This window comes from Pantoea jilinensis (genome assembly GCF_019104105.1).
GTDB lineage: Bacteria > Pseudomonadota > Gammaproteobacteria > Enterobacterales > Enterobacteriaceae > Pantoea > Pantoea eucalypti.
The window spans coordinates 1,612,135-1,638,188 of sequence record NZ_CP077746.1; the positions used below are offsets into that span (position 1 = coordinate 1,612,135).

Consider the following 26,054-nt stretch of genomic DNA (forward strand, 5'->3'; position numbering starts at 1 on the left):
AACTGGCAGCGCCGCTCTTTTCAACAGCACTGTAAAAAAAGTGTCATTAGCCAGTCGCTATGATGGCTTGCCGTTCGTGCACTGAACACGACAGAGAATCTGCTGTCGGTCACTACAGGGAGATAGACTATGTCACTCACACTCTGGCAATCTCGCTATGAAAGCTGGTTTCAGGCGAACTGGATCCACGACGACGGCGCGCACGATATTGCCCATTTACGGCGCGTCTGGATGAGCGCGCAGCGAATCATGACGGGTACACCCGCTGATCCATTGGTAGTGCTCACCGCCTGTTATTTTCACGATGTGGTTAATCTGCCAAAAAATCATCCGGAACGTCATCTCGCCTCAACCTATGCCGCCACGGAAACCCAGCGCATTCTGCAGCAGGACTTTCTCGATTTCCCTGCTGAGAAGATTGATGCGGTGATGCATGCCGTTAAAACTCACAGTTTCAGTGCTGGCATACCGCCTCAGACACTGGAAGCTAAAATCGTCCAGGATGCTGACCGGCTGGAGTCACTGGGCGCAATCGGACTGGCGCGCGTTTTTTACACGGCGGGTGCGCTGAATCGCCCGTTATTTGACAGTCAGGACCCGCTGGGCAGAGATCGCGAGCTGAATGATGTTAAGTGGACGCTGGACCATTTTCAGAAGAAGCTGTTGCGCCTGCCGGAAACCATGCACACCGAAACCGGCCGCATGTTAGCTGAGCATAACGTCGATTTCCTGGTGCGCTACATGGCGAAACTTTATGCCGAACTGCAGGGCAATCTGGTGGGGCTGGATGAGGGCGTACTGCGTGACTTCACCCCATTGAAAACTGAATATTAAATTTTTATGACAGTATATTAATCGAAACGGGCATCCGGTAGCGTGTAGCGATAACAAAAAGGAGCTGCCCGATGACCGAAACTGTTAATTTAACAATTAAAATTGATCCTGAGTTGAAAGAAACGATTAAACAGCTGGCGCTGGAAAACCAGATTTCAATGAGTCAGGAAATTGTGCAACGTTTGCAGGCCAGTCTGGAAACGCATCCCCATCCGGCGATTGATAATCAGGACATCACCGAAGAGGGGACTGAGGGATCAGGTGCCACTGACGTGAAATCCGATGGATTGAGCGCCAGCGAGTTGAAGCAGATTCGTCTGCTGCTCAAGAAACAGAGCAAGAAGAAGAAATAAAACAGAAACCCGTCGCAGGACGGGTTTTTTTATTTCAGAACCATTACGATTTCAGCTGACGTATATGTGGCAGCAGCAGCTGCGCGACTGCCGCAAACACCGGCACAACCACCGAGTTCCCAAACTGTTTATAAGCCTGCGTGTCCGAGACCGGAATGCGGAACGGCTCACGGCCAGGCACATCGAAGCCCATCAGACGGGCGCACTCGCGCGGGGAGAGACGACGGGGCCGTCGTGCCATATTGTCTGCATCCTGAAACGCTGCTTCGCCAACAGCGCTGTCCCAGCCGCGGTCAATCAGAATTTCTGAGCCATCTTTATAGTACCGCGCCGACAGCGTCCGCACGCAGCAATCAGGATTACGCGGATCGTTAAGGCCAAAACCAAAGCCATTGCCTTTCGCTTTATGTTTTTTCGCATACTGGTAGAGGTAGCGCCATAACACCGGCGACAGAATATATTTGTCGTCTGGCGCGCGCTCCAGCAGGCTCTGCAGGCTGGGCACCTGCGCCGGATAGAAACGGCGGATGTCGCGTAGCGTAAAGTCCTGCTTCTTCAGGTCGCGGCGGATACCGACCAGCACAATGCGTTCGCGATGCTGTGGCAGAAAGTGACGCGCATCGATCACTTTGGCATCCGGGCTGCCGGCTCCGGCATCGGCCACGTCATAGCCCAGCTCATCCAGCGTCTCCATGATAATGGCGAAGGTGCGGCCTTTATCATGGCTCTTAAGGTTTTTCACATTCTCCAGCACAAAGAAGGGCGGTTTCTTGGCGGCCAGAATACGGGCGACATCGAAAAACAGCGTGCCCTGCACCTGACACTCAAAACCGTGCGCGCGTCCCATCGCATTTTTCTTGCTGACGCCCGCCAGCGAAAAGGGCTGACAGGGAAAACCCGCCAGCAGTACCTGGTGATCAGGGATCGCCGCATCAATCGCGCGGTAAATCGCGTCGTCATCGGTCAGACCTTCCGGCTGGGTAACCTGACGGATATCGGTATTAAAGTGATGCTCCAGCGGATCGCTGTAGTGATTGGCTTTGTAAGTGCGAACCGCCTCTTTATTCCATTCACTGGTGAAGACGCACTTGCCGCCAATTGCCTCGAATCCTTTACGAATGCCGCCAATCCCGGCAAAAAGATCGATGAAACGAAACTCAGGATTATCATAATGGGCCGGTCGGGTCGGCAGCAGACTTTGCAGCAGCGACAGCTCCGCCTCGCACAACGGCGGCAAGGCGCTTTTACCCTGACGGATCCGGTTCAGCAGTGATGGCGTCCAGCAGGAAAACCCTGCCTGATGCAGGCGGGCCGTAAGATCACGAACTGAATAGATTGCCAGCACCTGCTGAACAAGTTCAGACGCGTCAGCAGATGAGGGTGCAGCAGAGAGTGGGGCAGCGAGAGCGGCGGAATGCATGCGTTTTTCCTTAACAGTAAGGCGCCTATGCTATCACTCCAGACGCTATGAGGAAATTGCCGGGATGTGCCCCGTGCCAGCGCCCCGGAAAGTTCTGTTTTTGCGGCATACTCTCCGAACTCATCCGGCGACAGCTTTCGCTTTTCGTGGCGCAGACTAAAGTTACAGAACCAGCAAAAAAGGAGAGGTTATGGCTGATGTTCACTCCAGCGAAACGCGCAGCAAAAATATGCGTGCTATTCGCGCTCAGGATACGGCCATTGAGCAACGTATTGCACTGTTGCTGAAGGACCGGGGATTCAGCTTTCGCGTGCAGGATAAAAACCTGCCGGGTCGGCCTGATTTCGTTCTGACAGAACAGCAGGCAATCATCTTTGTTCATGGCTGTTTCTGGCATCGCCATCACTGCTATCTGTTTAAGATGCCGGCGACGCGAACAGAGTTCTGGACCGGCAAAATCAACAGCAATGTTGAACGTGATCGGCGCTATGTGCGCCAGCTGCAGGAGGGCGGCTGGAAAGTACTGATCATCTGGGAGTGTGCGCTACGGGGCAAACTGCGCCTGACGGATCAGGATCTGCTGGAGCGGCTGGAGGAGTGGCTGATGGCGATGTCGGAGAGTGCCGAGGTCGACCATCAGGGTATTCATCATTACAACGCTGATTGCTAATCAGTAACATAATTGGTTAGATCTGCGCTTTCTCCGTGGCCAGGAGCCTAAATGAGCAGCATAAAACTGACGGTAAAACGCCTCTATCAGATTCGTGACGAGCGGATGGTTAACACCAAAGCGACTGCGCGGGTCTACTGCGGTGACAGGCTTATTGCCACGGAGGAGATTACCGGCATGACCGAAAGCCCGGTCAGCAAATATTTGCATGCTGAAGGCAAAGCAGGTGAGACGGTACGGGTGGAGTGGGATTGTGAGGGCATCGCAGAGATGACCGTTACGGAAATTGAGCGCTGCCCATGTTGTCAACATAACGAACCAGACTAAGGATAAGAATTTTGGCAGGCACCAGTTTACTGACTTTACTTGATGATATTGCAACACTTCTGGATGATATTTCCGTCATGGGGAAAGTAGCGGCAAAAAAAACCGCTGGCGTACTGGGCGACGATCTGTCGCTGAATGCACAGCAGGTCACCGGCGTAAAAGCCAATCGTGAGCTGCCTGTGGTCTGGGGCGTTGCCAAGGGCTCGTTCCTCAACAAACTGATCCTGGTGCCCATGGCGCTGGTCATCTCTGCGTTTGCGCCCTGGCTTATCACGCCGCTGCTGATGATTGGCGGGGCCTATCTCTGTTACGAAGGCGTTGAAAAGGTCATGCACACGCTACAACAGGATAAGCAGAGCAAATCACCGGAAGCGCGCAAGCAGCGACTTGACTCACTGGCTAAAGAGAATGCGGCAGAGTTCGAGAAGAAGAAGATCAAAGGCGCGGTGCGCACGGATTTCATTCTCTCTGCTGAAATTGTCGCGATTACCTTAGGGATTGTGTCGGAAGCACCGCTGCTTAACCAGGTGATTATTCTGGCGGGCATCGCGATTCTGGTCACCATTGGCGTGTACGGCATCGTGGCCGCCATCGTGAAAATTGATGACCTTGGCTTCTGGCTGCGTGAAAAAACCTCGCGGCTTGCGCAGGGCATCGGCAGCGTGCTGCTGGCTGCAGCGCCCTGGTTGATGAAGATTCTTTCAGTGGTCGGCACCATCGCGATGTTCCTTGTGGGTGGTGGCATCGTGGTGCATGGCATTGAACCGCTGCATCACCTCATCGGGCAAGTCAGCAGCGGCTTTAACGGCTGGATCGCCATGCTCCTGAGTAATGGCGCAAACCTGGTGCTTGGTTTTATCATTGGGTCGATCGTGCTGTTAGTGGTTAACCTTATTGCCAGAGTGCGCGGAAAATCGGTATAAAGCGCACTGTGATTTACGGTCAGGAGAATGACGATGAACGACGACATGTTTGAATTTGATATCGACGCACAACTTGAGCAGGCTGAAGCGAAAGCGGAGAAAAAAGCCAGCGAAGTGCCGGATGATCTCGGCGACGAAGCCGATTGCGAAGGCTGTAAAATCTGACGTCAGCGTCAAGACTTCATCAAAGCGGATAAGTTTTTATCCGCTTTTTTTATTTTCCGCATATCCAGCTGATTAATTCCGAATTTGCCCTTTTTTTGCGTGCCTTAACAGGCAGGAACCTTCTTCGCCTGCTATAAAGAAAATAGTCACTCAGGTTAATAACACACAGGTAATCAAAGGAGCGCAATATGGTTTTCGCAATCAGTGAAGAAGTGCAGCACAAGGAACAGGGACAGACGATGGTGGTGACCGGCTTCGCGAGTGGCATGGTGGAATGCCGCTGGTACGACGGTTATGCTGTTCGCAGTGAAGCCTTTCGTAGTGATGAGCTGAGCGCCCTGAATCCTGAGCAACTGGCGAGCTGATAGCATACAGGCCTGTGGGTCCAGTGACCCGCCAGGCCCGCTTAAATTTTATTGATGGCCCGGCACGTCCCTGTGCCGTCCTGTTTCAGACATTCCCGTCGTTATCCTCTTCAACGGCCTGATAGATACGCTGCAGCACGTCCGGAAAAGCAGACTGGACACGGCTCCAGCTCGGTATAAACGGCTTATCGTTAGGTCGCTCAATAAAAGCCTGGCCCGCTTCCAGAATGGACTGGGTAAACATCTCTACTGCTGCCTCTTCCACATGCTGATCAAACTTCAGCCCGTTCATCGCCGCCTCGTGGTTATAGGTCTCCATCATATCCAGCGCATTACGGTAATAGGTTGCTTTCAGCACACGAAACGAGTCGCTGGTCAACGGCACACCCATGGTGGCGAGCTTACGCAGCAGTGACTGGACGATATCGCTGCTCATACGCTTCAGGCCGCCGGTGCCATCATCTTCCGCCAGTGGCTGATGCTTGTGATCGTAATTATCGGCGATTTCCACCTGGCACGACTGACGGGTGGTGTAGTTGCGGTAAATCTCTGACAGCACACCAATCTCAAGCCCCCAGTCGCCGGGGATTTTAATGCCGTTCAGCACATGGGTTCGCATAGCGAACTCGCCGGAGAGCGGATAGCGGAAGCTCGACAGATAATCCAGATATTCGGAATGGCCATAGACTTTCTGCAGCGAGCGCAGCAGCGGCCCGACCAGAAGACGGCCTACGCGGCCATTAAGCTTGCCATCCGCAACCCGCGCATAGAACCCTTTACAGAATTCATACTGAAACGCCGGGTTTGCCAGCGGGTAAAGCAGACGGGCCAGCATGCCGCGCTCATAGGTGACAATATCGCAGTCATGCAATGCCACACAGCTGGTGCGGTCCGACGCCAGGGTATAACCGGTACAAAACCAGACATTGCGGCCTTTACCCGGATTGGTGGGTGACAGACCCTCTTTATCCAGCTCCGCATCGATCGCCTTGAGGCGTGGGCCATCGTTCCACAGAATGCGATGCCGTTGCGGCAGACGGGAGAAGAATTCCCGGGCAAACAGGAACTGGTCGCGGTCAGCGCGGTCCAGACCAATCACGATTTCATCCAGATAAGGCACTTTAGCCAGTTCATCAACGATTTTTGTCAGCGCCGGGCCTTCAAGTTCAGAAAATAGCGATGGCAGGATCAGCCCCATTTTGCGTTTGCGGGCAAAGCGTACCATCTCTTTTTCCAGCGACTCCACACTGCGGTGGGTAAGGTTGTGGAAGTTAGTGATTACGCCATTCTGGTAAAAGTCACTCATCGCATCATCCTTTTAATGCCCGTGGGCAGCTTATTGAGATTGAGTCAGAAAATAGTCCAGCCCTTCACGCCAGCCTTCGGGGCCATGATGAGCCGTGTGATAAACCTGAGCAGGGTCGGTCCGGCTGAGTGTCACCGGCGTTTTACTGTAGCCTTTAATCACCACGGCATAATCAACCGCATCCAGCATCGGCGCATCATTAGGCCCGTCGCCCAGGCCGATTGTGGTGCGTGTCTCTCCGGGGAAGTGATCCAGCAGCCAGCGCAGCGCTTCGCCTTTGCCGCTCCCGGCGGGCAGGACATGCCAGAAACGTCCGCCCTGGGTCAGTGCCAGGCCTTCAGCGCGTAGTGCGTCATGAAAACGATCAAAGGCTTCGTCACTGTCGCGCCAGACAATGACTTCAGAAGCGTCGCGCTGACGGGACAGCGCTGATTCCGCTTCGCTTAATCCAGTCATTGAGGCAACTTCCGGATCAGAGAAGTCATGAAAACCGGTAAAGCGAAAATCTTTTTTTAAAGCAGCCAGGCGCAGACAGAGGTTGTCATAAGTCAGCGTGTTATCAGGCAGGCGAATCCGCTGTTGATCCTGTGTCTGTATCACTGCGCCATTCTCAGCAATAAACGGCGAACCGCTGATGCCGAGCCTTTTTTGCAACGGAATAATTTCGGCCGCTGTTTTGCTGGAACAGATCACCAGCGGAACCGCATGGTGTTTCAGCGTGGTGAGCCACTCGGTGGCCGCATCCCAGCGATAGGTATGATGGTCCAGTAGTGAACCATCCAAATCGGTAATAATCATTAACGGCTGGTGGAGATCGGGCATTAACAGGCTCCTTTCATCACGTTCGCGGCTAAAGCGGCGATTTTTCAATATTATAGTTGAATATGGCTCACACTTTTTTTCCTGCGTCATTGGCCCGAAATCCAGGATAATTCTTAAAACCAGGTCGCAATAATCCGAGGGATGCATGAAGTGTGCGGGGCGCAATGACCAGCTGGCGCGGTGTTTCCGGTAACATTTTTACATATCTGTCTGACATGTTGCAAAAATGTGCATATCTGATGCTTGTTTCAATCCAGGGATAGGGTAATCTGCAGAGGTGTTAAGAATTCCCTGGTGTAACGAATGAGTTTTTTACCCGGCCTTCCCGCCGGGTATTTTTTTGAAATCGATTTCAGCCATCAAATTCTCAGGCGCGATAATTCGAAATGTCGATCTCAAACGCCTCTGCCAGTTCGGTGTAGGAGTGAAAAACCCGGCCTTCAACTTCCAGCCGTGGCTGCTGGTCCTGATCCATATACTCCCGAATTTCTCCAGACGTTCTGGCCTGAATAGCCGTTAGTAAACCCTCGATATCAACCTGTAAATCTGACGGCTGACCCTCGCTGTGCTGCATTTCGTCTTTCATTTTCTGACTCCTGAGAGCAAACAGAATATTGAGTATAGAACCTGATGCAGAAAGGCGGGCGCGGGCAAATTTCAGGCAAAAAAAAGCCCGCGCTGCGCGGGCAAAATCCTTGTTACTTGCATTTTGGCTGCACCTATTGGGGGGGTGCAGTCAGGGAAGTGTATAGGCGAGGCGCGTAAGAAATCTTGCGGTAAAACGTTAAGATACTGCAAAACTTTATCCTTACTCAGATTTACCTGACTTTATGTCCTGACAGAGCATATTCAGCTATAGTTGATAATAAAGCTGATTTTTATCAATACCTAAAGGAATGGTCATGGACATTTTACGAATTATTATTGCGATATTGCTGCCGCCACTGGGCGTGTTTATGCAGGTTGGTTTTGGCGGCGCATTCTGGCTGAACATCCTGCTGACAATCTGTGGGTATATCCCGGGCATCATTCACGCCGTCTGGGTTATTGCCCGCCGGTAACGCGCTGCATTGGCACGGTTCTTCGTTTAGACTGTATTCAATATATTATCTGGAGAACCGAAATGAAGGTAAATGACCGCGTCAGCGTTAAAACCGATGGCGGCCCCCGTCGCACAGGCAACATTCTGGCTATGGAGCCATTCAATGAAGGCACTATGTTTTTAGTGGCGCTGGAAGATTACCCATTGGGTATCTGGTTTTTTAATGAAACAAACCAGCCGGATGGCATTTTTGTAGAGCCTTGCCAGGATGCCTGAACCTGACGCGCAATAAAAAAGCTGCGTTCCGGTATACGGAAACGCGGCTTTTTGCTGTTGGTAATCCCCCGGCAGTCGTCGCCCGCCCGGGATGACTGGCGATGACCTTAGAAGGTTTCCCAGTTATCAGTACCGGTGGCGAGCGCAGGACGTGCTGCCAGTGCCGGTGTTTTGAGTGGTGCAGCGGCGCGTGGAGCCACACCTGCGGTAGCGGGGGAATCGTGCAGGCGGAATGCGGCCACCGCCTGTGTTAATTTACCGGCCTGATCTTCAAGCGAGGCTGCTGCGGCTGAAGCTTCTTCCACCAGAGAGGCGTTCTGCTGGGTAACGTTATCCATCTCGGTAACCGCCTGGCTCACCTGCTGAATGCCACGGCTCTGTTCATCCGACGCTGCGGCAATCTCTGACATAATGTCGGTGACGCGACGGACTGCTTCTACAATTTCACCCATCGTGTTCCCGGCCGCGCCGACCTGATGCGAACCGTCATTGATCAGCGTAACCGACTCCGCTATTAAAGATTCTATCTCTTTAGCAGCCTGCGCACTGCGCTGGGCCAGATTTCGCACTTCGCTCGCTACCACCGCAAAACCACGTCCCTGTTCACCGGCCCGTGCCGCTTCAACCGCCGCGTTCAGCGCCAGAATATTGGTCTGGAACGCAATGCTATTAATGACATTGGTGATCTCAGCGATTTTCTTCGAGCTGCCGGAAATATTGGTCATGGTTTTCACGACATTATTGACCAGATCGCCTCCGCTGCGCGCTTTGCCTGAGGCATCTGCGGCGAGCTGACTGGCGTGATGCGCATTCTCGGCGTTCTGTTTCACTGTGGCGGTAAGTTGTTCCATGCTGGCTGCGGTCTGCTCCAGTGCCGCTGCCTGCTGCTCGGTACGGGATGAGAGATCGGTGTTACCGGCTGATATTTCGCTGGAACCCTGATAAATGGCCACTGCGCCTTCACGCACCGTACCCACGGTGGTCACCAGCGACTGCTGCATCAGCTGCAGATTGTGGATCAGTGTACCAATCTCACTGCGACCAAAGGGCAGGGGGGCGGAGGTCAGATCGCCCTGCGCAATACGCTCGATACGCAGCACAGACTGACGCAGGGGGCTAATGACCACGCGGCGCAGGAACACAAAGGTCAGCAGCACCAGCACCAGTGCGGCACTGAACGCCACAGCCATTGAGATAAAGCCGATGCGCGATTGCTGATCCGCTTCAGCGGTAATGGCATTGGCGCGGTCAGTACGAATCTTGATCGCTTTGAGTAATACCGCGTTGTACTCGTCATCCAGCTTGCGGGTAACGTCCGTCTCCTGAGCGATAATGCCCTCAAAACTGCCCTGTTTACCGGAATCGATCATCGGTATCAGGCCTTTATTGATGTAATTGTTGAAGCGGGTCTGCAGTGTGGCGTCCAGTTCAACGTCTGCTGGCGTCTTCACTACACGCGCCATATAGACCGCGAACCCCTGCTTTGCCTGTTGAATACGTTTTTCAGCGGCGGCGATATTGGCACGAAAATCGTCCATTTCACCGATACGCGCGGCGGCACCCGCCTGAATAATGGTCAGTCGCGCAGTACGCAGGTGGTTTGAACTGTTAGAAAGGCCCATACGAACCTGAATTTCGTCCGTGGCATCATCAAGTGAGTGGTTGCTTAAAATCAGAAAGTAACTGGCGACACCAATGCAGAGTGCGAACAGCAGCAAAATGCCGCCGAAGATCAGGCTAAACAGCGGCACCAGGCGGAGATTCTGCCAGATGCCAGCGCTTTTCTGTCCATCATTATCTAATGCAGTGTTCATATCCTTGCTCTCTTGAGGCTGTTGTTATAAGGCATAACATCGGCAAAAGAGCGAAAAAGGTTAGCAGTAAGAATGAGACATGGATCGCAATTTAGTGCAAAAAAAAACCGGCCATACCGGCCGGTTCTTCAGGATTTACGATCAGCGAATATTAACGTAAATACCCGAGGTCACATTATCGGTCAAACGCACCACATGATAAATAACCTGCTTATTATGGGTTTTGATTTTGCGTTTAATATTACCTTTGTGTGACGATACCGTTTTGGCCTTAATTTGCATTTTATCTGAGATCTGAATGGTATCATGACCTGACATCCACATCTTCAGCATGTTTGACTCAGTCTGGCTCAACGTTAATGGATGAACATCCATGCCAGAAGAGATGCGTGCAGACTGGTTAAGCTTCTTCTGCAAATAGGTGCCGAGTAAGGAGTCCAGGGTCGATGTCTTCATCGATTTTGATGTAATAATCAGGTTCTTACGAACGTAGAGATATTCCTCAAAATGGATATTGCTAATCGCCATGAATATAAAGAACAGTGTGTCCGGATGCTGCGTAATAATACTGCGAATACGTTCACTGGAATCTGACTCATGAATGAAACAATCTTCATTAATAAAGACGACACCAGGATTTAATTGCTCACATTTCTGCTGTAGTTGCTCAATATCGGAGACAGAAGAGATATTTTTCTTCTTAACTCCTTTTAAAGACATATAGTCTGATAATCCCAGGCGTGTGTAGTTGCAGGAATCCATAATAATAGTTGGCATAATAGCGACCCTCACCAATTTGTTATCCGTTTAAATCAACGATGAATACGCGTTGCGGTACGAGAGAGATTTCTTAGATACTTTTTATTCTGCTCGTGCAGTTTGGCAACAGGCAACCGCCCGTAAAAGTCTTCATCCCTGACCCGTTCTGCAAAAATTTTGTGCCGCCATGACGTCACACACTCTCCGACCATGGCGGGGGAGTGCCAGTGAAGTGTCGGAAGCAGTAAAACGCATTTTTGAGAGCTGTATCACTATCCTAGAAAACAAAGCGTTTTCTGATAGGACAATTCTCAAAAACATTTGTTTTACGAAAGTGTGAAGTCTCAGCGTGCGTTGACAATGCCGGAAAAACACTTTTTTAACAAGAAAAATCACTTAAAGAATTTTTTCTTGTAAATACAGTGATTTGCCGATTTAGCCTGCACATTCACAGTCTGACCGCTTCTGTGAACCACCCAACTAAAATACGCGAAGCCCGGTTTAATAAGAATTATTTTCAGACTCTGCGCACGTTTATCAGAATTTCCTTAGTTGCATTCTGGAAAACATGGTTCTGAAGATGCATGGATGGTTTTGTGATACTTAAGTGTCATTTTGCAAAGGTAGTTAGAAACTTAATGTTCAGGGACGGGATAGTTCTGTCAGGAACAGGGCGAGTAAATCAAAAATTTCACCGAATAAACGTTCACAGAACGGGGCTAGCAGGGGCATCAGCAAGCTGATGGTTAAAATTCCAACTGATAAGGTAATAGGGAAGCCAATTGCGAAGATTGATAACTGTGGTGAAACACGATTTAACAAACCCAGTACCAGATTTACCATGAGTAACAAAACGATTAAGGGCAGCGCTAACATCATGCCGTTAAGGAAAATTAATCCGCCCGACTTCACCAGTGCCATGAACGCGTTGGCATTTACCGGCTCACCGCCAATCGGCAGCGTATGAAAACTGTCCACCAGCAGCGAAATCAGCCACAGATGCCCGTTAAAGGTCAGGAACAGCAGCATCGCCAGCATGTCGAGAAAACGGGCCAGCACTGGCATGTTCAGGCGGCTGCCGGGATCGAAAAAGGTGGCGAACGAGATGCCCATCTGCAAACCAATCACTTCACCGGCAAGGCGCACAGCCGCAAACGCGAACTGCATGGTGAAGCCGAGGGCAATACCTATCAGCATCTGCTGAATCAGCAGCAGAAAGCCGGGAGGTGAAAACAGCGTCACATTAACAGCCGGTAACAGCGGCATGACCAGCCAGGTGATCATCACCGCCAGACCGATTTTGACACGCTTGCTGATAGATCGTTCATTGAGGATGGGAGCAGTGGCGAATAATGCCATGATGCGCACCAGAGGCCAGAAGAACTGGCTGACCCAATGAACCAGCTGGCTGCTATCGAGAGTAATCATCAGCCGATGATGTATGGCAGGTTAGTAAAGACGGTGCGGATATAATCCAGCAGCAGATTCAGCATCCACGGACCGGCAATGATACCGGTGGTGGCAACGGCCAGAATCTTAGGAATAAAGGATAAGGTCTGTTCGTTGACCTGCGTCGCCGCCTGGATCAGGCTGATCAGCAGGCCACTGACCAGGGCTGCCAGCAGCAGCGGGGCGGCCAGCATCAGGGCGACGCGCATCGCTTCCTGTCCCATTACCATTACTGATTCAGGTGTCATATGTTGCTCCGGTAAGAAAAGGGGGATCAGGAGTAGAAGCTTTGCGCCAGTGAACCGACCAGCAGTTGCCAGCCATCGACCAGAACAAACAGCATCAGTTTAAACGGCAGCGCGATAGACGCTGGCGGGACCATCATCATCCCCAGCGCCATCAGCACACTGGCAACCACAAGATCGATGATCAGGAACGGGATAAACACGGTAAAGCCAATCTGGAACGCCGTCTTCAACTCGCTGGTGACATAGGCGGGCAACAGAATGCGCATCGGCACCGCTTCAGGGCCGGCAATCGGGGCGGTATTCGCCAGACGGGCAAACAGCGCTAAATCGGCTTCGCGGGTCTGACGCAGCATAAATTCGCGCAGTGGCTGGGCGCCTTTATCGATCGCCACATCCATGCTGATCTTGTCCTGACTGAATGGCAGATAAGCGTCCTGATAAATTTTGTCGAACGTCGGCGCCATAATAAAGAAGGTCAGAAACAGCGACAGTCCAAGCAGCACCTGGTTAGGCGGCGCCGAGGGCGTGCCAAGGGCGTTACGCAGTAAGCCAAACACGATGATGATGCGGGTGAAACTGGTCATCATCAGCAGCACGGCTGGAATAAAGGTCAGTGCAGTGATAAAAACCAGCGTCTGAACCGGCAGGGACCAGCTCTGACCGCCGTTCGGCAGTGAGTGGCTCACCAGGCCCGGCAGCTGGGCATGGGCAACCGGTGCCAGTAACAGCAGTGGCAGTAAAGGAAGCAGTCGACGCATCATTGTGGTTTTCCGGGACGTTTAACCAGGTTCTGTAACAGCTGACGAAAATCCTGTGGCGCACTGTTCACCGGCGTCACAGCGACCGGTTCACCCGGCGGCAGCGTGTGCAGATGGGTAACCTGCTGTGCGGTGACGCCCAGCACCAGACGGGCATCGGCGGTATCGATAATCACCACCCGCTCACGCTGGCCCACCGATACGCTGGCGGTGAGTTTAAGCTCCTGGCTGCTGACCTTTTTCGGCGCGAAGCCGACACGGCGTGCCAGCCAGGCGCAGGCCAGAATCAATAAGATAATTACGGCTAATACGCTGCTGACCTGAGCCAGCATAGAGCCGGTTGAGATCGCCTGAGCGTGCGGTGCAGCCGGTTGCAGCGTTTGATTCTGGCTATTCATAATGTGACTCTTAGCGACTCAGACGACGCATACGTTCAGATGGGGTGATGATGTCAGTGATGCGCACGCCATATTTGTCGTTCACCACGACAACTTCACCCTGAGCGATCAGGTAGCCGTTGATCAGAATATCAAGCGGTTCACCTGCCAGGCCATCCAGCGAGACCACCGAACCCTGCGTTAAACGCAGCAGCTCTTTAATGGTCATTTTGGTGCGACCCAGTTCCACGGTGAGTTTCACCGGGATATCCATAATCAGATCGATATCCTGCAGCGATCCAGCGACGTTGCCGCTGTCGAATGATTTGAAGACGTCGTCGGTCTGCGGCGCACTGCTGCTGCCGACCTGCTCATTCATCGCTTCAGCCCACAGATCGTCCGCAGAGATATCGTCAGACGGTTTATTACTGTCAGTCATGGGGCTGTTCCTCGTTCAGCGAATTCAAAATCGGGTTAATCAGGTGTTCGACACGGAGCGCGTACTGACCATTCATCGTGCCATATTGGCTGGTTAAGACCGGGACGCTATCGACATGGGCGATAATGCGTTCCGGCTTCTCAATCGGCAGCACGTCACCGGGTTTCAGCTGCAAAATCCGTGACAGACGCAGTGAGGTTTCGGCAAAGTGCGCAATCAATTCCAGCTCAGAGTGCTGCACCTGTTTGACCAGGTTGTCGCGCCAGTGGTTATCTTCCTGACGAGAGTTTTCGAGCGGTGGGTTCACCAGCAGCTCGCGCAGCGGTTCAATCATTGAAAACGGGATGCAGATATTAAACTCACCCACCAGGTTACCAATCTCCACCTGGAACGGCGTGTTAACCACGATATCGTTCGGTGAAGTGGTGATGTTGGTGAACTTTACCTGCATCTCTGAACGTACATACTCAACGTCCAGTGGATAAATGGCTTTCCATGCGTCGCTGTAACCATCCAGCGCCAGCTTCAGCATGCGGCGAATAACGCGCTGCTCGGTATGGGTAAACTCACGGCCTTCAACTTTCGTCGGAAAACGTCCGTCGCCACCAAACAGGTTGTCGACAGCGATAAACACCAGGCTTGGTGAGAACACCACCAGCGCTGTACCACGCAACGGTTTCAGGTGGATCAGGTTCAGGTTGGTTGGCACCGGCAGATTGCGGGCAAACTCATGATACGGCTGAATCTTGATCGCCCCGACACTGATATCCGGGCTACGGCGCAGCAGGTTAAACAGCGCCATACGGAAACTACGGGCAAAACGCTCGTTAATAATCTCCAGCGCCTGCAAACGCTCGCGCACCACGCGGCGCTGGGTATTCGGATCGTAAGGACGAATATCGCCTTCCGGTCCGTTTTGTTTCTTTTCTTCTTCCGCGCTGCCACTGTCGCCGTTTAAAAGGGCGTCAATTTCAGCCTGGGAAAGAATGCTATCGCCCATTGATTCACCTCAAAATGAAGGCAGTAAACAGCACGTCGCTTACAGCCTGCGGAGGTTGACCTTTTACCAGCGGGGGTGTCAGCGCCTGTTTGATTTGTTCAACAAGCGCCTGCTTTCCTTGCTCTGTCGCCAGCGTCGCAGCGCTTTGACGCGAGAGCAGCAGCAGCAAACGGCTGCGCACCTCAGGCAGATAGTCATTCAACCGACGCCGGGTATCCTCATCGGCCAGACGCAGGGTAAAGCCTACGTAAAGCACGCGGTCGGGATCGTTGTCGGGATTGACCAGGTTAACCGTAAATGTATCAAGTGCAAAAAAGACCGGAGCGGGAGGCGGTTCAACTTTCGCCACCTCAGGCTTATCGCCCTCATGTTTATTCATCATTCGCCAGACTGCATACCCTGCCGCGCTGCAAGCGGCCAGCGTTACAATGAGCAACACTGGTATTAAGAGTTTACGTTTGCGGCCTTTTGCTTTCGCGTTATCAGACATGGTTGCAGTTACTTCCTGTGAATTATGGGCAAGCCTCTCGGCTCACGGGACAGATTATCCGCGTCTTAAGTCAAACCAATGGGTAGATAAGACGCGGGTTTTACGCTTACCTTCAGCGTTTGCCGCTGTCAGGCGAAAGTATCGACGGCGCTGTTGCCGCTAACACGAGCCTGAAGGGCGGCGGGAACGGCAATCGGCGTAATGTCGGTGTCACTGTCCTGGGTGAGGGAGAAGCGGCCGTGCTGTCCATCGCGGCGCGCCTCCTGTTGTTGCTGGAATTGCTGGCCCTGCGCGGAACTGTCACTGCTCACCTGACTCTCGCCCAGGTTAATACCGCTTTCTGCCAGCGCACTGCGCAACTGCGGTATTGCGGCTTCCAGTGCCGCTCTGACGTGGCTATGGCCGGAAACCAGATTAATTTGTGCCTGGTCGTTATCCAGTTTCAGGCTGATCTGGATAGCGCCAAGGTCTGCCGGATGTAAACGCAACTCCGCGTTCTGCTGGCCGTTACGCGTGAACATCACAATCTGCTGACTTAGCGCCTGTTGCCACTCGTCGCTGCCCAGCTGTGAGTTCAGCGTTGGCGTTGACGGGGTGCTGATGGTCGCGGAGGCGGTCACCGCGGCGGGCAGGCTGCTGGCGGTGGCAACGGGCATCGCGTTGATCGTGCTATCGCTGGTGCTGGCTTTGATCGCTTGATCATCCTGCTTAACCATATTGCTCAGTGCCTGCTGAAAACTGCTATCAAGCGTCAGGCCATTGCCTGTTGCACTCTGCGCGGCGGTGTTGCTCTGGCTGGCGGCAGTCGCGACGGCAGGTTTGCTTTGTGCGTCGCTTCTGACTTCAGCCTTCTCATCGTCACCTGTTTCGTGGCCCGGTTGTGCGCTGCTCAGCAGTTGCGTCAGCGACGTCTGACTTTTCCGGCCGGTGTCGGTCTGGGCAATCAGCTCGCCCGCCTCACTGCTGACCGGGGTCGAAGGCGTCGCTGTCGGTGTCACCGCACCGGGTAACATGGCGAACAACGCCTGCACATTTTGCATGTCAGTGGCGCTTAAGGGTGCCACGTCCGGCTTGTCTTTATCATCGGCTGATTTTGACCCAGCTTTAATATTTTCCGGTTTAAACAGGGCGGTCAGCGCAGCAGGATTATCCAGCGCCGCCATCAGTGCATTCAGGGGGGCCTTCGGGCGGGCGTCATCAGTCTTTTCTGCTTTAGCGTCAGCGGATTGCGCCACTTTCCCATGCTGTTTCGCCAGGCCGAGCAGCTGGTTTCCCAGCGCAGTCAGAAAGTCCTTAGGCAGCGCGTCTTCACCCGCTGCAAGATCGGTTGAAACTGATGGTTCCGCGTCGGTTTTAACAGACGCTTTCGTGGCAATATGTGGCAGCGTAATCATTCGCCTCTCCTCGATGCGGCCCGTTGGGCAAATTCGTCCATCCGTTTCTGATCGAGACGGTTTTCCTGTCGTAATGCATTTTCTGCTGCACGCGTTATCAGCGTCTGATAAGCGTTCAGCCGCTGCTGTTTGTCGCGCCAGTTGATCAGCGCCTGTTCCAGCCGCTGATTCCAGTTATTGAGCTGGTTACGATGCTGCTCAATCGCTTTTTCCAGCGTCTGAATAAACTGGTGATAGTTGGTCCAGCGGGTGCTGGCGATACCGGATGACATATCGTCGTTGAGCTTGTTGCGATACTCATCCTGATAGTCGAGCAGCATCGTCAGCTGCTCGTTAGCGGCGTGCTGGCCGCGACGCATATCGCCTAAGTAGATGGCGGCACGTTCGAGATCCTGCTCCGCTAGGTCGCGCAACGTATCGATGGCATTTGCAGTTTTCATTGCCGTTACCTCGTGTTAATTCATGTGACTAGCCAAACAGCGCATGCAGATGCAGGCTGGCGTCGTCATAATCGCTGCGCTCAAAGATGCCCTGTTGCAGGAAAGCTTCCATCTGCGGATAGAGCGTGATCGCTTTATCCAGCATCGGATCGCTGCCGGCGGCATAGGCGCCGACGCTGACCAGATCGCGGTTTCGCTGGAAGCTGGAAAGCAACTGCTTAAACTGGCGCACCTGTGCATAGTGGTTCTCATCGATCAGATGCGTCATCGCACGGCTGATCGAGGCTTCAATATCGATGGCCGGATAGTGACCCGCTTCGCCCAGCCGGCGCGACAGCACGATGTGGCCGTCGAGAATGGCGCGCGCAGAGTCTGCAATCGGGTCCTGCTGATCGTCGCCTTCGGTCAGAACGGTATAAAAGGCAGTGATCGAGCCGCCGCCGTCGATGCCGTTACCGGCACGCTCAACCAGCGCAGGCAGTTTGGCGAATACGGAAGGCGGATAGCCTTTGGTTGCGGGCGGTTCACCGATTGCCAGGGCGATCTCACGCTGCGCCATGGCGTAACGGGTCAGGGAATCCATAATCAGCAACACATGCTTGCCGCGGTCGCGAAAATCTTCCGCGATGCGCGTGGCGTAAGCGGCACCCTGCATACGCAGCAGCGGTGACACGTCGGCCGGCGCGGCAATAACCACTGAACGCGCGCGGCCTTCAGCACCGAGAATGTTCTCGATAAAATCTTTTACTTCACGGCCACGTTCGCCAATCAGACCGACCACGATCACGTCGGCTTTGGTGTAGCGCGCCATCATGCCGAGCAGCACACTTTTACCCACGCCCGAACCGGCGAACAGGCCCATACGCTGCCCGCGACCGACCGTCAGCAGAGCGTTAATCGCCCGCACGCCGGTATCCAGCACGTCGGTAATCGGCGTACGCTGCAGCGGGTTAAACGGCGGGGTGTTCAGCGGTGCGCGATAGCCGGTATCCGGCGACGGCAGGCCATCCAGCGGTCGACCGCTGCCATCAAGTACGCGGCCGAGCAGTTCCGGGCCCAGCATCATCTGTTTGCCTGCCTGCGGGTTCTCACCGTTCTGGCGCGCATAGACACGCGCACCCGGTAAAATGCCGTCCACTTCTTCCAGTGGCATCATCAGCAGTTTCTGCCCGTTGAATCCCACCACTTCGCTTTCGATTTCACTGATGGTTTTGCCATCGTTGCGTTCGATCACACAGGTCGCACCCAGTGGCAGCTGTAAGCCGGTCGCTTCGAGCACCAGGCCGGTGGCGCGGGTCAGGCGGCCATAACGGCGCACCGGCTGCACCTGGGCGATCCGTTTCTCAAAGGCGTCGAGCGAGCCAAGCCAGCGATTCAGACGGGTGGTCATTAAATTTCTCCAGGTGCAGCAAGACGGCAAAGTTCCTGCCAGCGCGTCGCGACGCTGGCATCCAGGTCGCCATCTTCTGCGCTGAGTTTGCAGCCGCCAGGATGCAGGGTGCTGTCAGCGATCAGACGCCAGCCATGCAGATCCAGCGTCGGACCCAGGGTCTGCTCAATACGTTGTAAATCATCCGGGTGAACACGCAGCTGCGGTTTGCCGCTGAACATTGGTTCCTGCTGCAGTAAACCCTGAATCTGGCGCAGCAGGGCGGTGCCATCTACCGTGGTCGCCTGACCAATCACCGAGCGAGCCGCTTCCAGCGCCAGCTGCATCAGACGGGCAGCGATGACGCTGTCCAGGGATTCCAGCGTGTTCTGGAACTCCGTTACCAGTTGCTGCATCCGCGCCTGAAGGGGCGCCTGCTGCTGCTGGGCATCGGCCAGACCCTGCTGAAAACCGGCGTCATAGCCCGCTTTCTGTCCTTCGGTCACACCCTGCTGATAACCTTCGTTGTAACCCTGACTCTGTGCCTCTTTCCGCATCTGCTGCTGCAGACGTTCAAGCTGCTGTTGCTGCTCATCAACGCCATCGCCATCTTCAGCGTCGTAGATTTCTGGCTGCAGCGCCGGTTCAGGCTCATCAAAACGGCCTAAATCATTGGGCTGCCACAGCTGCCAGGGGCGGGCAGAAAATGCATCAGACATACGTTTCCTCGCCACCACCAATCACCATCTCGCCAGATTCGGCCAGGCGGCGAACCACCAGCAGGATTGCTTTCTGTTCGTTTTCCACTGCCGACATCCGAACCGGACCACGGTTGGCCAGATCGTCGCGCAGGATATCGGCCGCACGGGCTGACATGTTTTTGAGGAATTTCTCGCGCAGTGGCTGTTCGGCACCTTTCAGTGCAACCAGCAGCTGCTCGGACTCCACTTCCTGCAACAGACGCTGGATGCTGCGGTCGTCCACGGCCACCAGGTTTTCGAACAGGAACATCTCGTCGATAATTTTCTGTGCGAGTTCGCCATCGAAGTCGCGTACCGCTTCGATAACGGCCTCTTCCTGCTGCGTTTTCATCAGGTTGATGATCTCGGCTGCCGTTCTCACGCCGCCCATCTTCGCGCGCTTGAGGTTGGTGCCATCCAGCAGGCCGTTCAGTACTTCGGTCAGTTCGGCCAGCGCGGCTGGCTGCACACCACCGAATGTCGCGATACGCAGCATCACATCGTGACGCAGACGTTCGTCGAACAACGCCACGATATCCGCAGCCTGGGCACGCTTGAGGTGCACCAGGATGGTCGCGATAATCTGTGGATGCTCGTCGCGAATAAGGTCGGCGGCGGCCTGCGGTTCCATAAAGTTGAGCGTTTCCATACCGCTGGTGGTTTCGCGCGTTTCGAGAATGTCCTCCAGCAGGCTGGAGGCACGCTCTTCGCCCAGTGCACGTGTCAGCACCGAACGCAGGTATTCGTTCGAGTTCAGGCTCAGCGCCGCGAACTGCTCAGCATCTGCTTCGAACTCACGCAGCACCTCTGTCAGCTGTTTGTGCGACACCTGACGCATATTGGCCATCGCACCACTAAGATGCTGCACCTCGCGCTGATTCAGGTGTTTGAAAACTTCCGCAGCACGCTCTTCACCAATGGTCATCATGAGGATGGCGCTTTTTTCGGTTCCGGTCAGACTCATAGCTCTTTACTCATCCATTCGCGAATTACCAGCGCGACGACGCGCGGATCGTTTTCTGACATGTCGCGGATGCGTTGACTCATCACTTCTGCGCTCATGCGGTTGTTTGACTTACGTTCCTGATCCAGCTCATCTTTGCTGAGCTGCACATTAAAGGCTTCTTCCTGCGGCTGATCAGTAGCGGCGCGGGCGGCAACGGCTTCAGCAGCGGCTTTCTCTGCGGCCTGCTTGCGAACCAGATGCGGACGAACCATCTTGCGGTAGAGGACGAAGGCGACCAGAGCAACCAGCAGCCACTTACCGGCATCCATCAGCTGATCAAAGAAGGACTGCTGTTGCCAGAATGGCAAATCAGTGGTCACAGGTTCAGTGGTGTTAAACTGCGAGTTCACCACGTTAATGCTGTCGCCACGGCTCTGGGAATAGCCCATCGCTTCGCGGGTCAGGTCTTCAATCTGCTTCAGTTGTTGTTCGTTCAGCGCAACGGCTTTGCCTTTATCATCTGCACGAAAGTTCACCACTACCGCAACCGACAGGCGCTGTACGTCGCCGACGTTGACTTTGGTATGACGAATGGAGCGATCCAGCTCGTAGTTCACCGTGTCATCACGACGTGAATTCGTCGGGCCTGAGCTGGCCGGTGCAGTGCTGGTGGTCTGGCTGGCGTTATTCGCCGCGTTATTCTGACCATTCGCGGCCTGACCGTTGGCTGCATTGTTGTTCGGCGTCGTCACCGGCGCGGTGTTGGCTGGCGCCGGCTGGTTAGAAAGTGCGCCCGGCACGCCGCCCGGATAAGGGCTGCCTGATTGATCGCTGGTGCTGGTCTGACGCGAACGAATCGCTGAGTTCGACGGATTAGCGTTAGGCTGATATTTCTCGTCAGTCTGCTCGGCAGTGTCGAAGTTAATCTGCGCGGTAACCTGCGCATGCACATTGCCCTGGCCAAGAATCGGATTCAGGATTGCTTCAATACGTTGCTGGTAACGCGCTTCAACTTCAGAGGAGTATTTCAGCTGCGCGTCATTCAGATCGCGACCAGCAGAATCAGAACGAGTCAGCAGGCGTCCGGTCTGATCGACCACCGTCACGTTGCCCGGCGGTAAACCGGCGACGCTGCTTGAGACCATGTGGGCAATGGCCTGAATCTGACCTTCGTCCAGCGCACGGCCAGGTTGCAGCGTTAAGGTGACAGAGGCGGAGGGCGCTTTCTGCTCACGCACAAATAAGGTTGGTTTAGGCATCGCCAGATGAACACGGGCACTTTTGACCGGGCCCAGCGATTCGATGGTGCGTGCCAGTTCGCCTTCCAGCGCGCGCTGGTAGTTAACCTGCTCGCTGAACTGGCTGATACCGAACTTCTCTTTATCCAGCAACTCGAAGCCTACCGAGCCGCCTTTCGGCAGACCCTGCTGAGCCAGACGCAGACGCAGCTCATGCACATTCGCTTCAGGCACCATTAATGCGCCGCCGTTTTCGGCGAAGCGATAGGGAATGTTCATCTGCGTCAGCTGCGTGACGATGGCACCGCCATCCTCATCAGTGAGGTTATTATAAAGGACGCTATAAGATGGCTGTTTCGCCCAGAGCACCATCGCGATCACGATTGCTATGACAGCAGCCGCGGCGATGACTAAAGGAATACGCGGATTTGCGCGCAGGCGAGCTAACAGGTCACCGAAGCCTTTCTTTTCTTGTTCTGTTGTGGCGGCTGTACTCGCATTCATGACCGTTTCCTGCCTGACGTAATTGACCGGGTAAGTTGAGATGGCAAAACAGACTCCCTGACCTGCGTAGATAAAATTTCCACTTCAATGCCAGGCATTATTAGGTGATAAGCAAAATTCGATGGCTGGATAAGGTAGGGTTTTTGATGTTATTTAGCGGCTTTGTCTCATTGACAACGTGCTAACTTTTGCTCACATCAAAAATGTCATCCTCTTTAAAAGGTATCGTTCATGTCCATTCAGGCAATTGACGGCGTACTGCAGCAGCTACAGGCGACCTCACTGCAGGCCAGTAATCGCAGCAGTGAAGCCCCCAATCAGATCGATTTCGGCGCGACCATGAAAGCGGCGCTGGATAAGATCAGCGAGACGCAGACTACCGCACGCACCCAGGCGCAGGATTTTGAAATGGGGAAACCCGGCATCGCATTGAATGATGTGATGGTCGATCTGCAGAAATCATCAATCTCAATGCAGATGGGGATTCAGGTCAGGAACAAACTGGTGTCGGCGTACAGCGAAATCATGAATATGCAGGTTTAGGCGGGTAACTGTCTGAAGCTGTTAGGGTTTATCATACTGCCACTTTAGTGGAGCACGTATGTAGCACAAGATCGCTCATTTTCGTGTTGATGAGTGATAGCTGGTCGGTATTGTTCTCTGACATCCAGGCGCCATAAACCCGGTACACCCTCTGCGCATCGGAGTGACCCATTTGCGATGCAACGTAGTTCGGGTTTGCGCCTGCTGAAAGCGCCCAGCACGCAAACGTATGACGTGACTGATAGGCTTTCCGGTGCCGCAGGCCTGCACGCCTTAGTGCGCCGGTCCATATCTGCCCGAGAGACTCTGTTGAGTAATAGGCTCCCGACCTGCCGTTGACTGCGTTAACGCTGGGATTGAACACGAATGTCTTCTGTTCCTCAATTCGCTCGCCATACTCCCTGGTATGAAAGGTGAATGAGGTCTGAGGATACATTCGGGTCAGTTCCCTTTGATCGCGCAGAATATCGACAGCTGCATCCATCAGGCATATGACACGGTTTCCGGCTTCAGTCTTCGGCGGCGTGAATAAACCCTGCGGCGTAAGGTTGCGGCTGACTGTCAGCTTATTGGCTTCAAGGTCCACATCCTCCCAGGCAAGCGCACATATCTCTCCGTGACGTAATCCTGTCAGGATGGCGAGTGACCACATATTTGCTGTCTGTCGTGTAGAGCATGCGGCGATGAGGCGAGGGTACTCCTCGCGCGTAATCGGGTCCGGACGCTTATTCGACTTTTTCAGAGGTTTGATGCCGGTCATCGGATTTGCCTCTATATACCCGTTGCCATGAGCAAAGGCGAAGATTGCCTTCAGGTCTGCCATGCTGGAGTTAACCGTGGCCGCCGTCCTGCCTTTCTTTTCTATATTCATCTTCCTGCCGGTAAAGTAACTGCCATTCAGAAGCTCAATACGGAGATTGAGGCTATCTTTCTGCATGACTGACCGGATATCCTTTCCACTGCCGATGATATCCAGCGTCACCCTGACGCGACGCTCTGTTGTGACATACGAGCTGTTGGCCCAGTCGGGCTTTTTGAGCTTGAGCCACAAATCTGCCACCTCCCTGATAGCCACCGATTTCAACGAACCTACCTCGTTCTTAAAAAGTGGTGAGTCGGGAAACTCACTCCGGTAATCAAACGTCCCTGTTTTAATGCGGTAGACAATGTTGCTTCGCAGCTCGCCAGCCATCTTCCTGTTTTTGGGTGTATCGAGAACCCCGATCGCCTCCCACCGTCTTTGCCCCTCATACATGAACCAGATTCGAAGGTGGTTCTTGTTGTGAGCCACTCCTGTCGGATATCCAGACATACGCCTTCTCCTGTTGAAATGGATCTGCATTTAAGCAGATTTCTTCCTGGCAATCGCTGCTGGCTGGTTATCAATCCACTTCTCGATCGCCTTCCAGTCGTAAGTCGTAAAAGCACATGCTGTTATCGCGCGGCGCGCCATCGGGGGAGACGTGCTTATACTCACGGCCTTCCATCCATGACACCTCGCGGGCTGTTTTGATGGTGTTTTTCTTCATGCCGGTGATTGTCATCAGTACTGCTTCAGATAAGCTGTCGGGCTATAAGTTTGGGTGGGATGGTTGCTGCGAGTTCTTTCAGAAGGACTATCTCATCGGGTGACCAGCGGCGGCCAAGAGTTAACTGATTGCCGCGACGCCGGTATTCAGGTGATTCCATGTTGTCTCCTGTTATTTGCTGAGTGCCTCTTCAATCTCCGCCTTGCGAAGCAGGTAGACATCGGTGGCCTTTTCTAACGTTTCAGCTTCGCTTGCCAGCATGCGCGCCGCGTACTTATAGAAGCGATCTAGGCTTGAAACGGAATCAGCGTTAGCAGAAGCTTCAGTGAAATCTGCAAGCAGCTCATCCGGCGTGCGCGCTGCTGCACTGGTATTCGTCGCCGGGTTAATTTCGCACTCGGCCTGCTGCGTTTCAGGCTTGCTGTTAATCAGGTTGTTCAGGTGGGCACGGCTGCGGGCTGGCGTTACGTCGCGTTCCGCTCGCTGCGCTGGCTCAAACTCGTCAGGCGTATAGACGCCGAGAATTACGTCAGGGCAGTAGAGGCGCGCCCAGTATTTAACTGCCAGATACGCCAGCTGCTGCTTTGGTGCCGTCTTCCAGAGCGGGGAATTGCGAGTGGTGACGTATTCCATATAAAGCCACTCACCCCAGGTGATTTCCGCTTCACCCTTCAGTACTGCCCCGACACGCACAGACAGTCCACGCTCATTCGATGCGTTGGCTGCACCTGGTTTGAACTTCTCCCAGTCGCCGCCGTATTCGTATTTGAAACGCCCCTGCACGGCTGTGGAGCTGGTAATTACCGCGTTGACCAGCTGCGCCTCATATCCCAGCGTGCCGTTTACCAGGTGTGTTTTCTGCGCCACGGCGTAAGGATTCATTCCCCACTGAGCAGCCTGTAATGCGATCGCCAGACAGTCAGCGGGCTTGCCGGACAGGTGAGCAGGAACTGTTGCTTTACCCTGCGCCATAACTTCCGCAAACGCCTGCAACTTCTGCAGGCCGCTCGGGCTGAAGATTGCCGCTTTCGTGTCAGCCTCATTGACGGGCGCGGTGATGATGTCTTTGCTCATGCGTAATCCTTTCTCTTAGCCCAGTAAGGGCGTGTAATTTCTTCAATGCCGCCCCAGTTACCGGACAGCATGCATTCGTGATAGGTCTCAAGATTGCGGCGGAACAGGTCGTAGCCCACGGCAACATCGTCTTCCTGCAACTGGAAGGTGCGCACCGGATAGCGGCCACAGTCGATCGACTCACTGACGGCAATGAAAACGAATAGCGGATACTCGCCGAAGTGTTTACTGAATCCCTCCTGGTAATAGGCGTCCTGAAAGTGATAGCGGAACTCTTCGGCGTGGCGGGCGAAGCGGGACATATCGGCCACTTTTTTTACGTCGACGATGACGGGCTGTCCCGAAAGGAATTTATCTGGCCGTATCCGGCAAAGTCCTCGTTGCTGATGTCGTAGTAGATGCCTGGCTGCATAGCCGCGTCAAACATTGTCATAGTCTTT

General features: G+C 53.8%; 32 protein-coding genes and 1 pseudogene. 10 read left to right on the plus strand and 23 right to left on the minus strand.

The features are described 5' to 3' along the window. Window positions 1-129: 129 nt before the first annotated feature. Together KTJ90_RS07410 and KTJ90_RS07415 are read left to right on the plus strand one after the other, a co-directional pair. On the plus strand, window positions 130-834 hold the full coding sequence (locus tag KTJ90_RS07410) for a phosphohydrolase (RefSeq protein WP_499026122.1): 705 nt from the start codon (window positions 130-132) through the stop codon (window positions 832-834). Between the two features lie 71 nt (window positions 835-905). Beyond that, window positions 906-1,187, plus strand: coding sequence for an Arc family DNA-binding protein (locus KTJ90_RS07415; protein ID WP_003854433.1), 282 nt, complete (start codon window positions 906-908; stop codon window positions 1,185-1,187). Between the two features lie 43 nt (window positions 1,188-1,230). Here KTJ90_RS07415 and dcm read toward each other — a convergent pair whose 3' ends face one another. Next, window positions 1,231-2,607, minus strand: coding sequence for a DNA (cytosine-5-)-methyltransferase (gene dcm / locus KTJ90_RS07420; protein WP_039659965.1), 1,377 nt, complete (start codon window positions 2,605-2,607; stop codon window positions 1,231-1,233). Window positions 2,608-2,797: 190 nt separating this feature from the next. Here dcm and KTJ90_RS07425 point away from each other — a divergent pair, with 190 nt between their 5' ends. The 5 genes from KTJ90_RS07425 to KTJ90_RS07445 all read left to right on the plus strand — a co-directional run bounded on the left by KTJ90_RS07425 (window position 2,798) and on the right by KTJ90_RS07445 (window position 5,057). Continuing rightward, entirely contained in the window at window positions 2,798-3,277 is a 480-nt protein-coding gene (locus KTJ90_RS07425; protein WP_003854438.1) for a very short patch repair endonuclease, read from the plus strand. Window positions 3,278-3,328: 51 nt separating this feature from the next. Further along, window positions 3,329-3,604: a hypothetical protein gene (locus KTJ90_RS07430; RefSeq protein ID WP_003854439.1), complete on the plus strand. Its 276-nt coding sequence runs from the start codon at window positions 3,329-3,331 to the stop codon at window positions 3,602-3,604. An 11-nt stretch (window positions 3,605-3,615) separates the two neighbouring features. Next, on the plus strand, window positions 3,616-4,527 hold the full coding sequence (locus KTJ90_RS07435; RefSeq protein ID WP_283543837.1) for a DUF808 family protein: 912 nt from the start codon (window positions 3,616-3,618) through the stop codon (window positions 4,525-4,527). A gap of 33 nt (window positions 4,528-4,560) precedes the next feature. Further along, window positions 4,561-4,692: a hypothetical protein gene (locus KTJ90_RS07440; protein WP_003854444.1), complete on the plus strand. Its 132-nt coding sequence runs from the start codon at window positions 4,561-4,563 to the stop codon at window positions 4,690-4,692. Between the two features lie 188 nt (window positions 4,693-4,880). Continuing rightward, window positions 4,881-5,057 (plus strand): YodC family protein, encoded by a 177-nt coding sequence (locus tag KTJ90_RS07445; protein ID WP_003854445.1) that lies wholly within the window; start codon window positions 4,881-4,883, stop codon window positions 5,055-5,057. 85 nt (window positions 5,058-5,142) lie between these two features. Here KTJ90_RS07445 and KTJ90_RS07450 read toward each other — a convergent pair whose 3' ends face one another. The 3 genes from KTJ90_RS07450 to KTJ90_RS07460 form a co-directional block, all read right to left on the minus strand. Next, window positions 5,143-6,363, minus strand: coding sequence for a glycosyltransferase family protein (locus KTJ90_RS07450; RefSeq protein WP_003854447.1), 1,221 nt, complete (start codon window positions 6,361-6,363; stop codon window positions 5,143-5,145). 30 nt (window positions 6,364-6,393) lie between these two features. Then, the gene (locus tag KTJ90_RS07455; RefSeq protein ID WP_105099071.1) at window positions 6,394-7,185 is read right to left on the minus strand and encodes a mannosyl-3-phosphoglycerate phosphatase-related protein; all 792 of its coding nucleotides are present in this window, start codon (window positions 7,183-7,185) and stop codon (window positions 6,394-6,396) included. Between the two features lie 367 nt (window positions 7,186-7,552). Then, window positions 7,553-7,771 carry a DUF2525 domain-containing protein gene (locus KTJ90_RS07460; RefSeq protein WP_003854453.1) on the minus strand — a complete coding sequence of 73 codons (219 nt, stop codon included), beginning with the start codon at window positions 7,769-7,771 and terminating at the stop codon, window positions 7,553-7,555. Between the two features lie 316 nt (window positions 7,772-8,087). On the opposite strand from KTJ90_RS07460, the gene KTJ90_RS07465 reads away from it, so the two are divergent. Both KTJ90_RS07465 and dsrB read left to right on the plus strand, forming a co-directional pair. Next, entirely contained in the window at window positions 8,088-8,246 is a 159-nt protein-coding gene (locus KTJ90_RS07465; RefSeq protein ID WP_003854456.1) for a YqaE/Pmp3 family membrane protein, read from the plus strand. Between the two features lie 62 nt (window positions 8,247-8,308). Further along, window positions 8,309-8,503: a protein DsrB gene (gene dsrB / locus KTJ90_RS07470; protein WP_003854458.1), complete on the plus strand. Its 195-nt coding sequence runs from the start codon at window positions 8,309-8,311 to the stop codon at window positions 8,501-8,503. Between the two features lie 107 nt (window positions 8,504-8,610). Here dsrB and KTJ90_RS07475 read toward each other — a convergent pair whose 3' ends face one another. The 15 genes from KTJ90_RS07475 to fliF form a co-directional block, all read right to left on the minus strand. Further along, window positions 8,611-10,317, minus strand: coding sequence for a methyl-accepting chemotaxis protein (locus tag KTJ90_RS07475; RefSeq protein ID WP_003854460.1), 1,707 nt, complete (start codon window positions 10,315-10,317; stop codon window positions 8,611-8,613). Window positions 10,318-10,458: 141 nt separating this feature from the next. Continuing rightward, window positions 10,459-11,094, minus strand: a complete 636-nt coding sequence (gene rcsA, locus KTJ90_RS07480; protein ID WP_008926881.1) for a transcriptional regulator RcsA — start codon at window positions 11,092-11,094, stop codon at window positions 10,459-10,461. A gap of 624 nt (window positions 11,095-11,718) precedes the next feature. Further along, window positions 11,719-12,504 carry a flagellar biosynthetic protein FliR gene (gene fliR, locus KTJ90_RS07485; RefSeq protein WP_003854464.1) on the minus strand — a complete coding sequence of 262 codons (786 nt, stop codon included), beginning with the start codon at window positions 12,502-12,504 and terminating at the stop codon, window positions 11,719-11,721. After that, on the minus strand, window positions 12,504-12,773 hold the full coding sequence (gene fliQ / locus KTJ90_RS07490; protein WP_003854466.1) for a flagellar biosynthesis protein FliQ: 270 nt from the start codon (window positions 12,771-12,773) through the stop codon (window positions 12,504-12,506). The genes fliR and fliQ overlap by 1 nt, the downstream gene beginning before the upstream one ends. A 26-nt stretch (window positions 12,774-12,799) precedes the next feature. Continuing rightward, window positions 12,800-13,531 carry a flagellar type III secretion system pore protein FliP gene (gene fliP, locus KTJ90_RS07495; protein WP_031593200.1) on the minus strand — a complete coding sequence of 244 codons (732 nt, stop codon included), beginning with the start codon at window positions 13,529-13,531 and terminating at the stop codon, window positions 12,800-12,802. Then, complete coding sequence (gene fliO / locus KTJ90_RS07500; RefSeq protein ID WP_003854470.1) at window positions 13,531-13,929, minus strand: flagellar biosynthetic protein FliO; 399 nt, start codon at window positions 13,927-13,929, stop codon at window positions 13,531-13,533. The genes fliP and fliO overlap by 1 nt, the downstream gene beginning before the upstream one ends. A gap of 10 nt (window positions 13,930-13,939) precedes the next feature. Beyond that, entirely contained in the window at window positions 13,940-14,347 is a 408-nt protein-coding gene (fliN, locus tag KTJ90_RS07505) for a flagellar motor switch protein FliN (protein ID WP_003854471.1), read from the minus strand. Further along, the gene (gene fliM, locus KTJ90_RS07510) at window positions 14,340-15,347 is read right to left on the minus strand and encodes a flagellar motor switch protein FliM (protein WP_003854473.1); all 1,008 of its coding nucleotides are present in this window, start codon (window positions 15,345-15,347) and stop codon (window positions 14,340-14,342) included. Before fliM ends, fliN begins: the two co-directional genes overlap by 8 nt. Before the next feature lie 4 nt (window positions 15,348-15,351). Continuing rightward, on the minus strand, window positions 15,352-15,837 hold the full coding sequence (fliL, locus tag KTJ90_RS07515; protein WP_003854474.1) for a flagellar basal body-associated protein FliL: 486 nt from the start codon (window positions 15,835-15,837) through the stop codon (window positions 15,352-15,354). A 128-nt stretch (window positions 15,838-15,965) separates the two neighbouring features. After that, complete coding sequence (locus tag KTJ90_RS07520) at window positions 15,966-17,231, minus strand: flagellar hook-length control protein FliK (RefSeq protein WP_283543840.1); 1,266 nt, start codon at window positions 17,229-17,231, stop codon at window positions 15,966-15,968. Beyond that, window positions 17,228-17,671 (minus strand): flagellar export protein FliJ, encoded by a 444-nt coding sequence (gene fliJ, locus KTJ90_RS07525; RefSeq protein WP_003854478.1) that lies wholly within the window; start codon window positions 17,669-17,671, stop codon window positions 17,228-17,230. The genes KTJ90_RS07520 and fliJ overlap by 4 nt, the downstream gene beginning before the upstream one ends. Before the next feature lie 28 nt (window positions 17,672-17,699). Further along, a complete protein-coding gene (gene fliI, locus KTJ90_RS07530) occupies window positions 17,700-19,061 on the minus strand; it encodes a flagellar protein export ATPase FliI (RefSeq protein ID WP_003854480.1) in 1,362 nt (453 codons plus the stop codon). Next, window positions 19,061-19,759 (minus strand): flagellar assembly protein FliH, encoded by a 699-nt coding sequence (gene fliH / locus KTJ90_RS07535; RefSeq protein ID WP_039659975.1) that lies wholly within the window; start codon window positions 19,757-19,759, stop codon window positions 19,061-19,063. Before fliH ends, fliI begins: the two co-directional genes overlap by 1 nt. Next, window positions 19,752-20,744, minus strand: a complete 993-nt coding sequence (fliG, locus tag KTJ90_RS07540) for a flagellar motor switch protein FliG (RefSeq protein ID WP_003854483.1) — start codon at window positions 20,742-20,744, stop codon at window positions 19,752-19,754. Before fliG ends, fliH begins: the two co-directional genes overlap by 8 nt. Beyond that, the gene (gene fliF, locus KTJ90_RS07545; RefSeq protein WP_105099072.1) at window positions 20,741-22,468 is read right to left on the minus strand and encodes a flagellar basal-body MS-ring/collar protein FliF; all 1,728 of its coding nucleotides are present in this window, start codon (window positions 22,466-22,468) and stop codon (window positions 20,741-20,743) included. Before fliF ends, fliG begins: the two co-directional genes overlap by 4 nt. A 231-nt stretch (window positions 22,469-22,699) precedes the next feature. Between fliF and fliE the strand changes: the two genes are divergently transcribed. Next, entirely contained in the window at window positions 22,700-23,011 is a 312-nt protein-coding gene (gene fliE / locus KTJ90_RS07550; protein ID WP_003854485.1) for a flagellar hook-basal body complex protein FliE, read from the plus strand. A 31-nt stretch (window positions 23,012-23,042) separates the two neighbouring features. Here the strand turns inward: fliE and KTJ90_RS07555 are convergent, their stop codons facing one another. The 4 genes and pseudogenes from KTJ90_RS07555 to KTJ90_RS07570 form a co-directional block, all read right to left on the minus strand. After that, window positions 23,043-24,323: an Arm DNA-binding domain-containing protein gene (locus KTJ90_RS07555; protein WP_499026134.1), complete on the minus strand. Its 1,281-nt coding sequence runs from the start codon at window positions 24,321-24,323 to the stop codon at window positions 23,043-23,045. Between the two features lie 70 nt (window positions 24,324-24,393). Continuing rightward, complete coding sequence (gene xisR / locus KTJ90_RS07560; protein ID WP_485522975.1) at window positions 24,394-24,555, minus strand: excisionase family protein; 162 nt, start codon at window positions 24,553-24,555, stop codon at window positions 24,394-24,396. 156 nt (window positions 24,556-24,711) lie between these two features. Next, entirely contained in the window at window positions 24,712-25,614 is a 903-nt protein-coding gene (locus KTJ90_RS07565) for a RecT family recombinase (RefSeq protein ID WP_499026136.1), read from the minus strand. After that, window positions 25,611-25,988 (minus strand): annotated as a pseudogene (locus KTJ90_RS07570) (PD-(D/E)XK nuclease-like domain-containing protein); the annotation flags it as partial. The pseudogene KTJ90_RS07570 and the gene KTJ90_RS07565, both read right to left, overlap by 4 nt. Window positions 25,989-26,054: the final 66 nt, after the last annotated feature.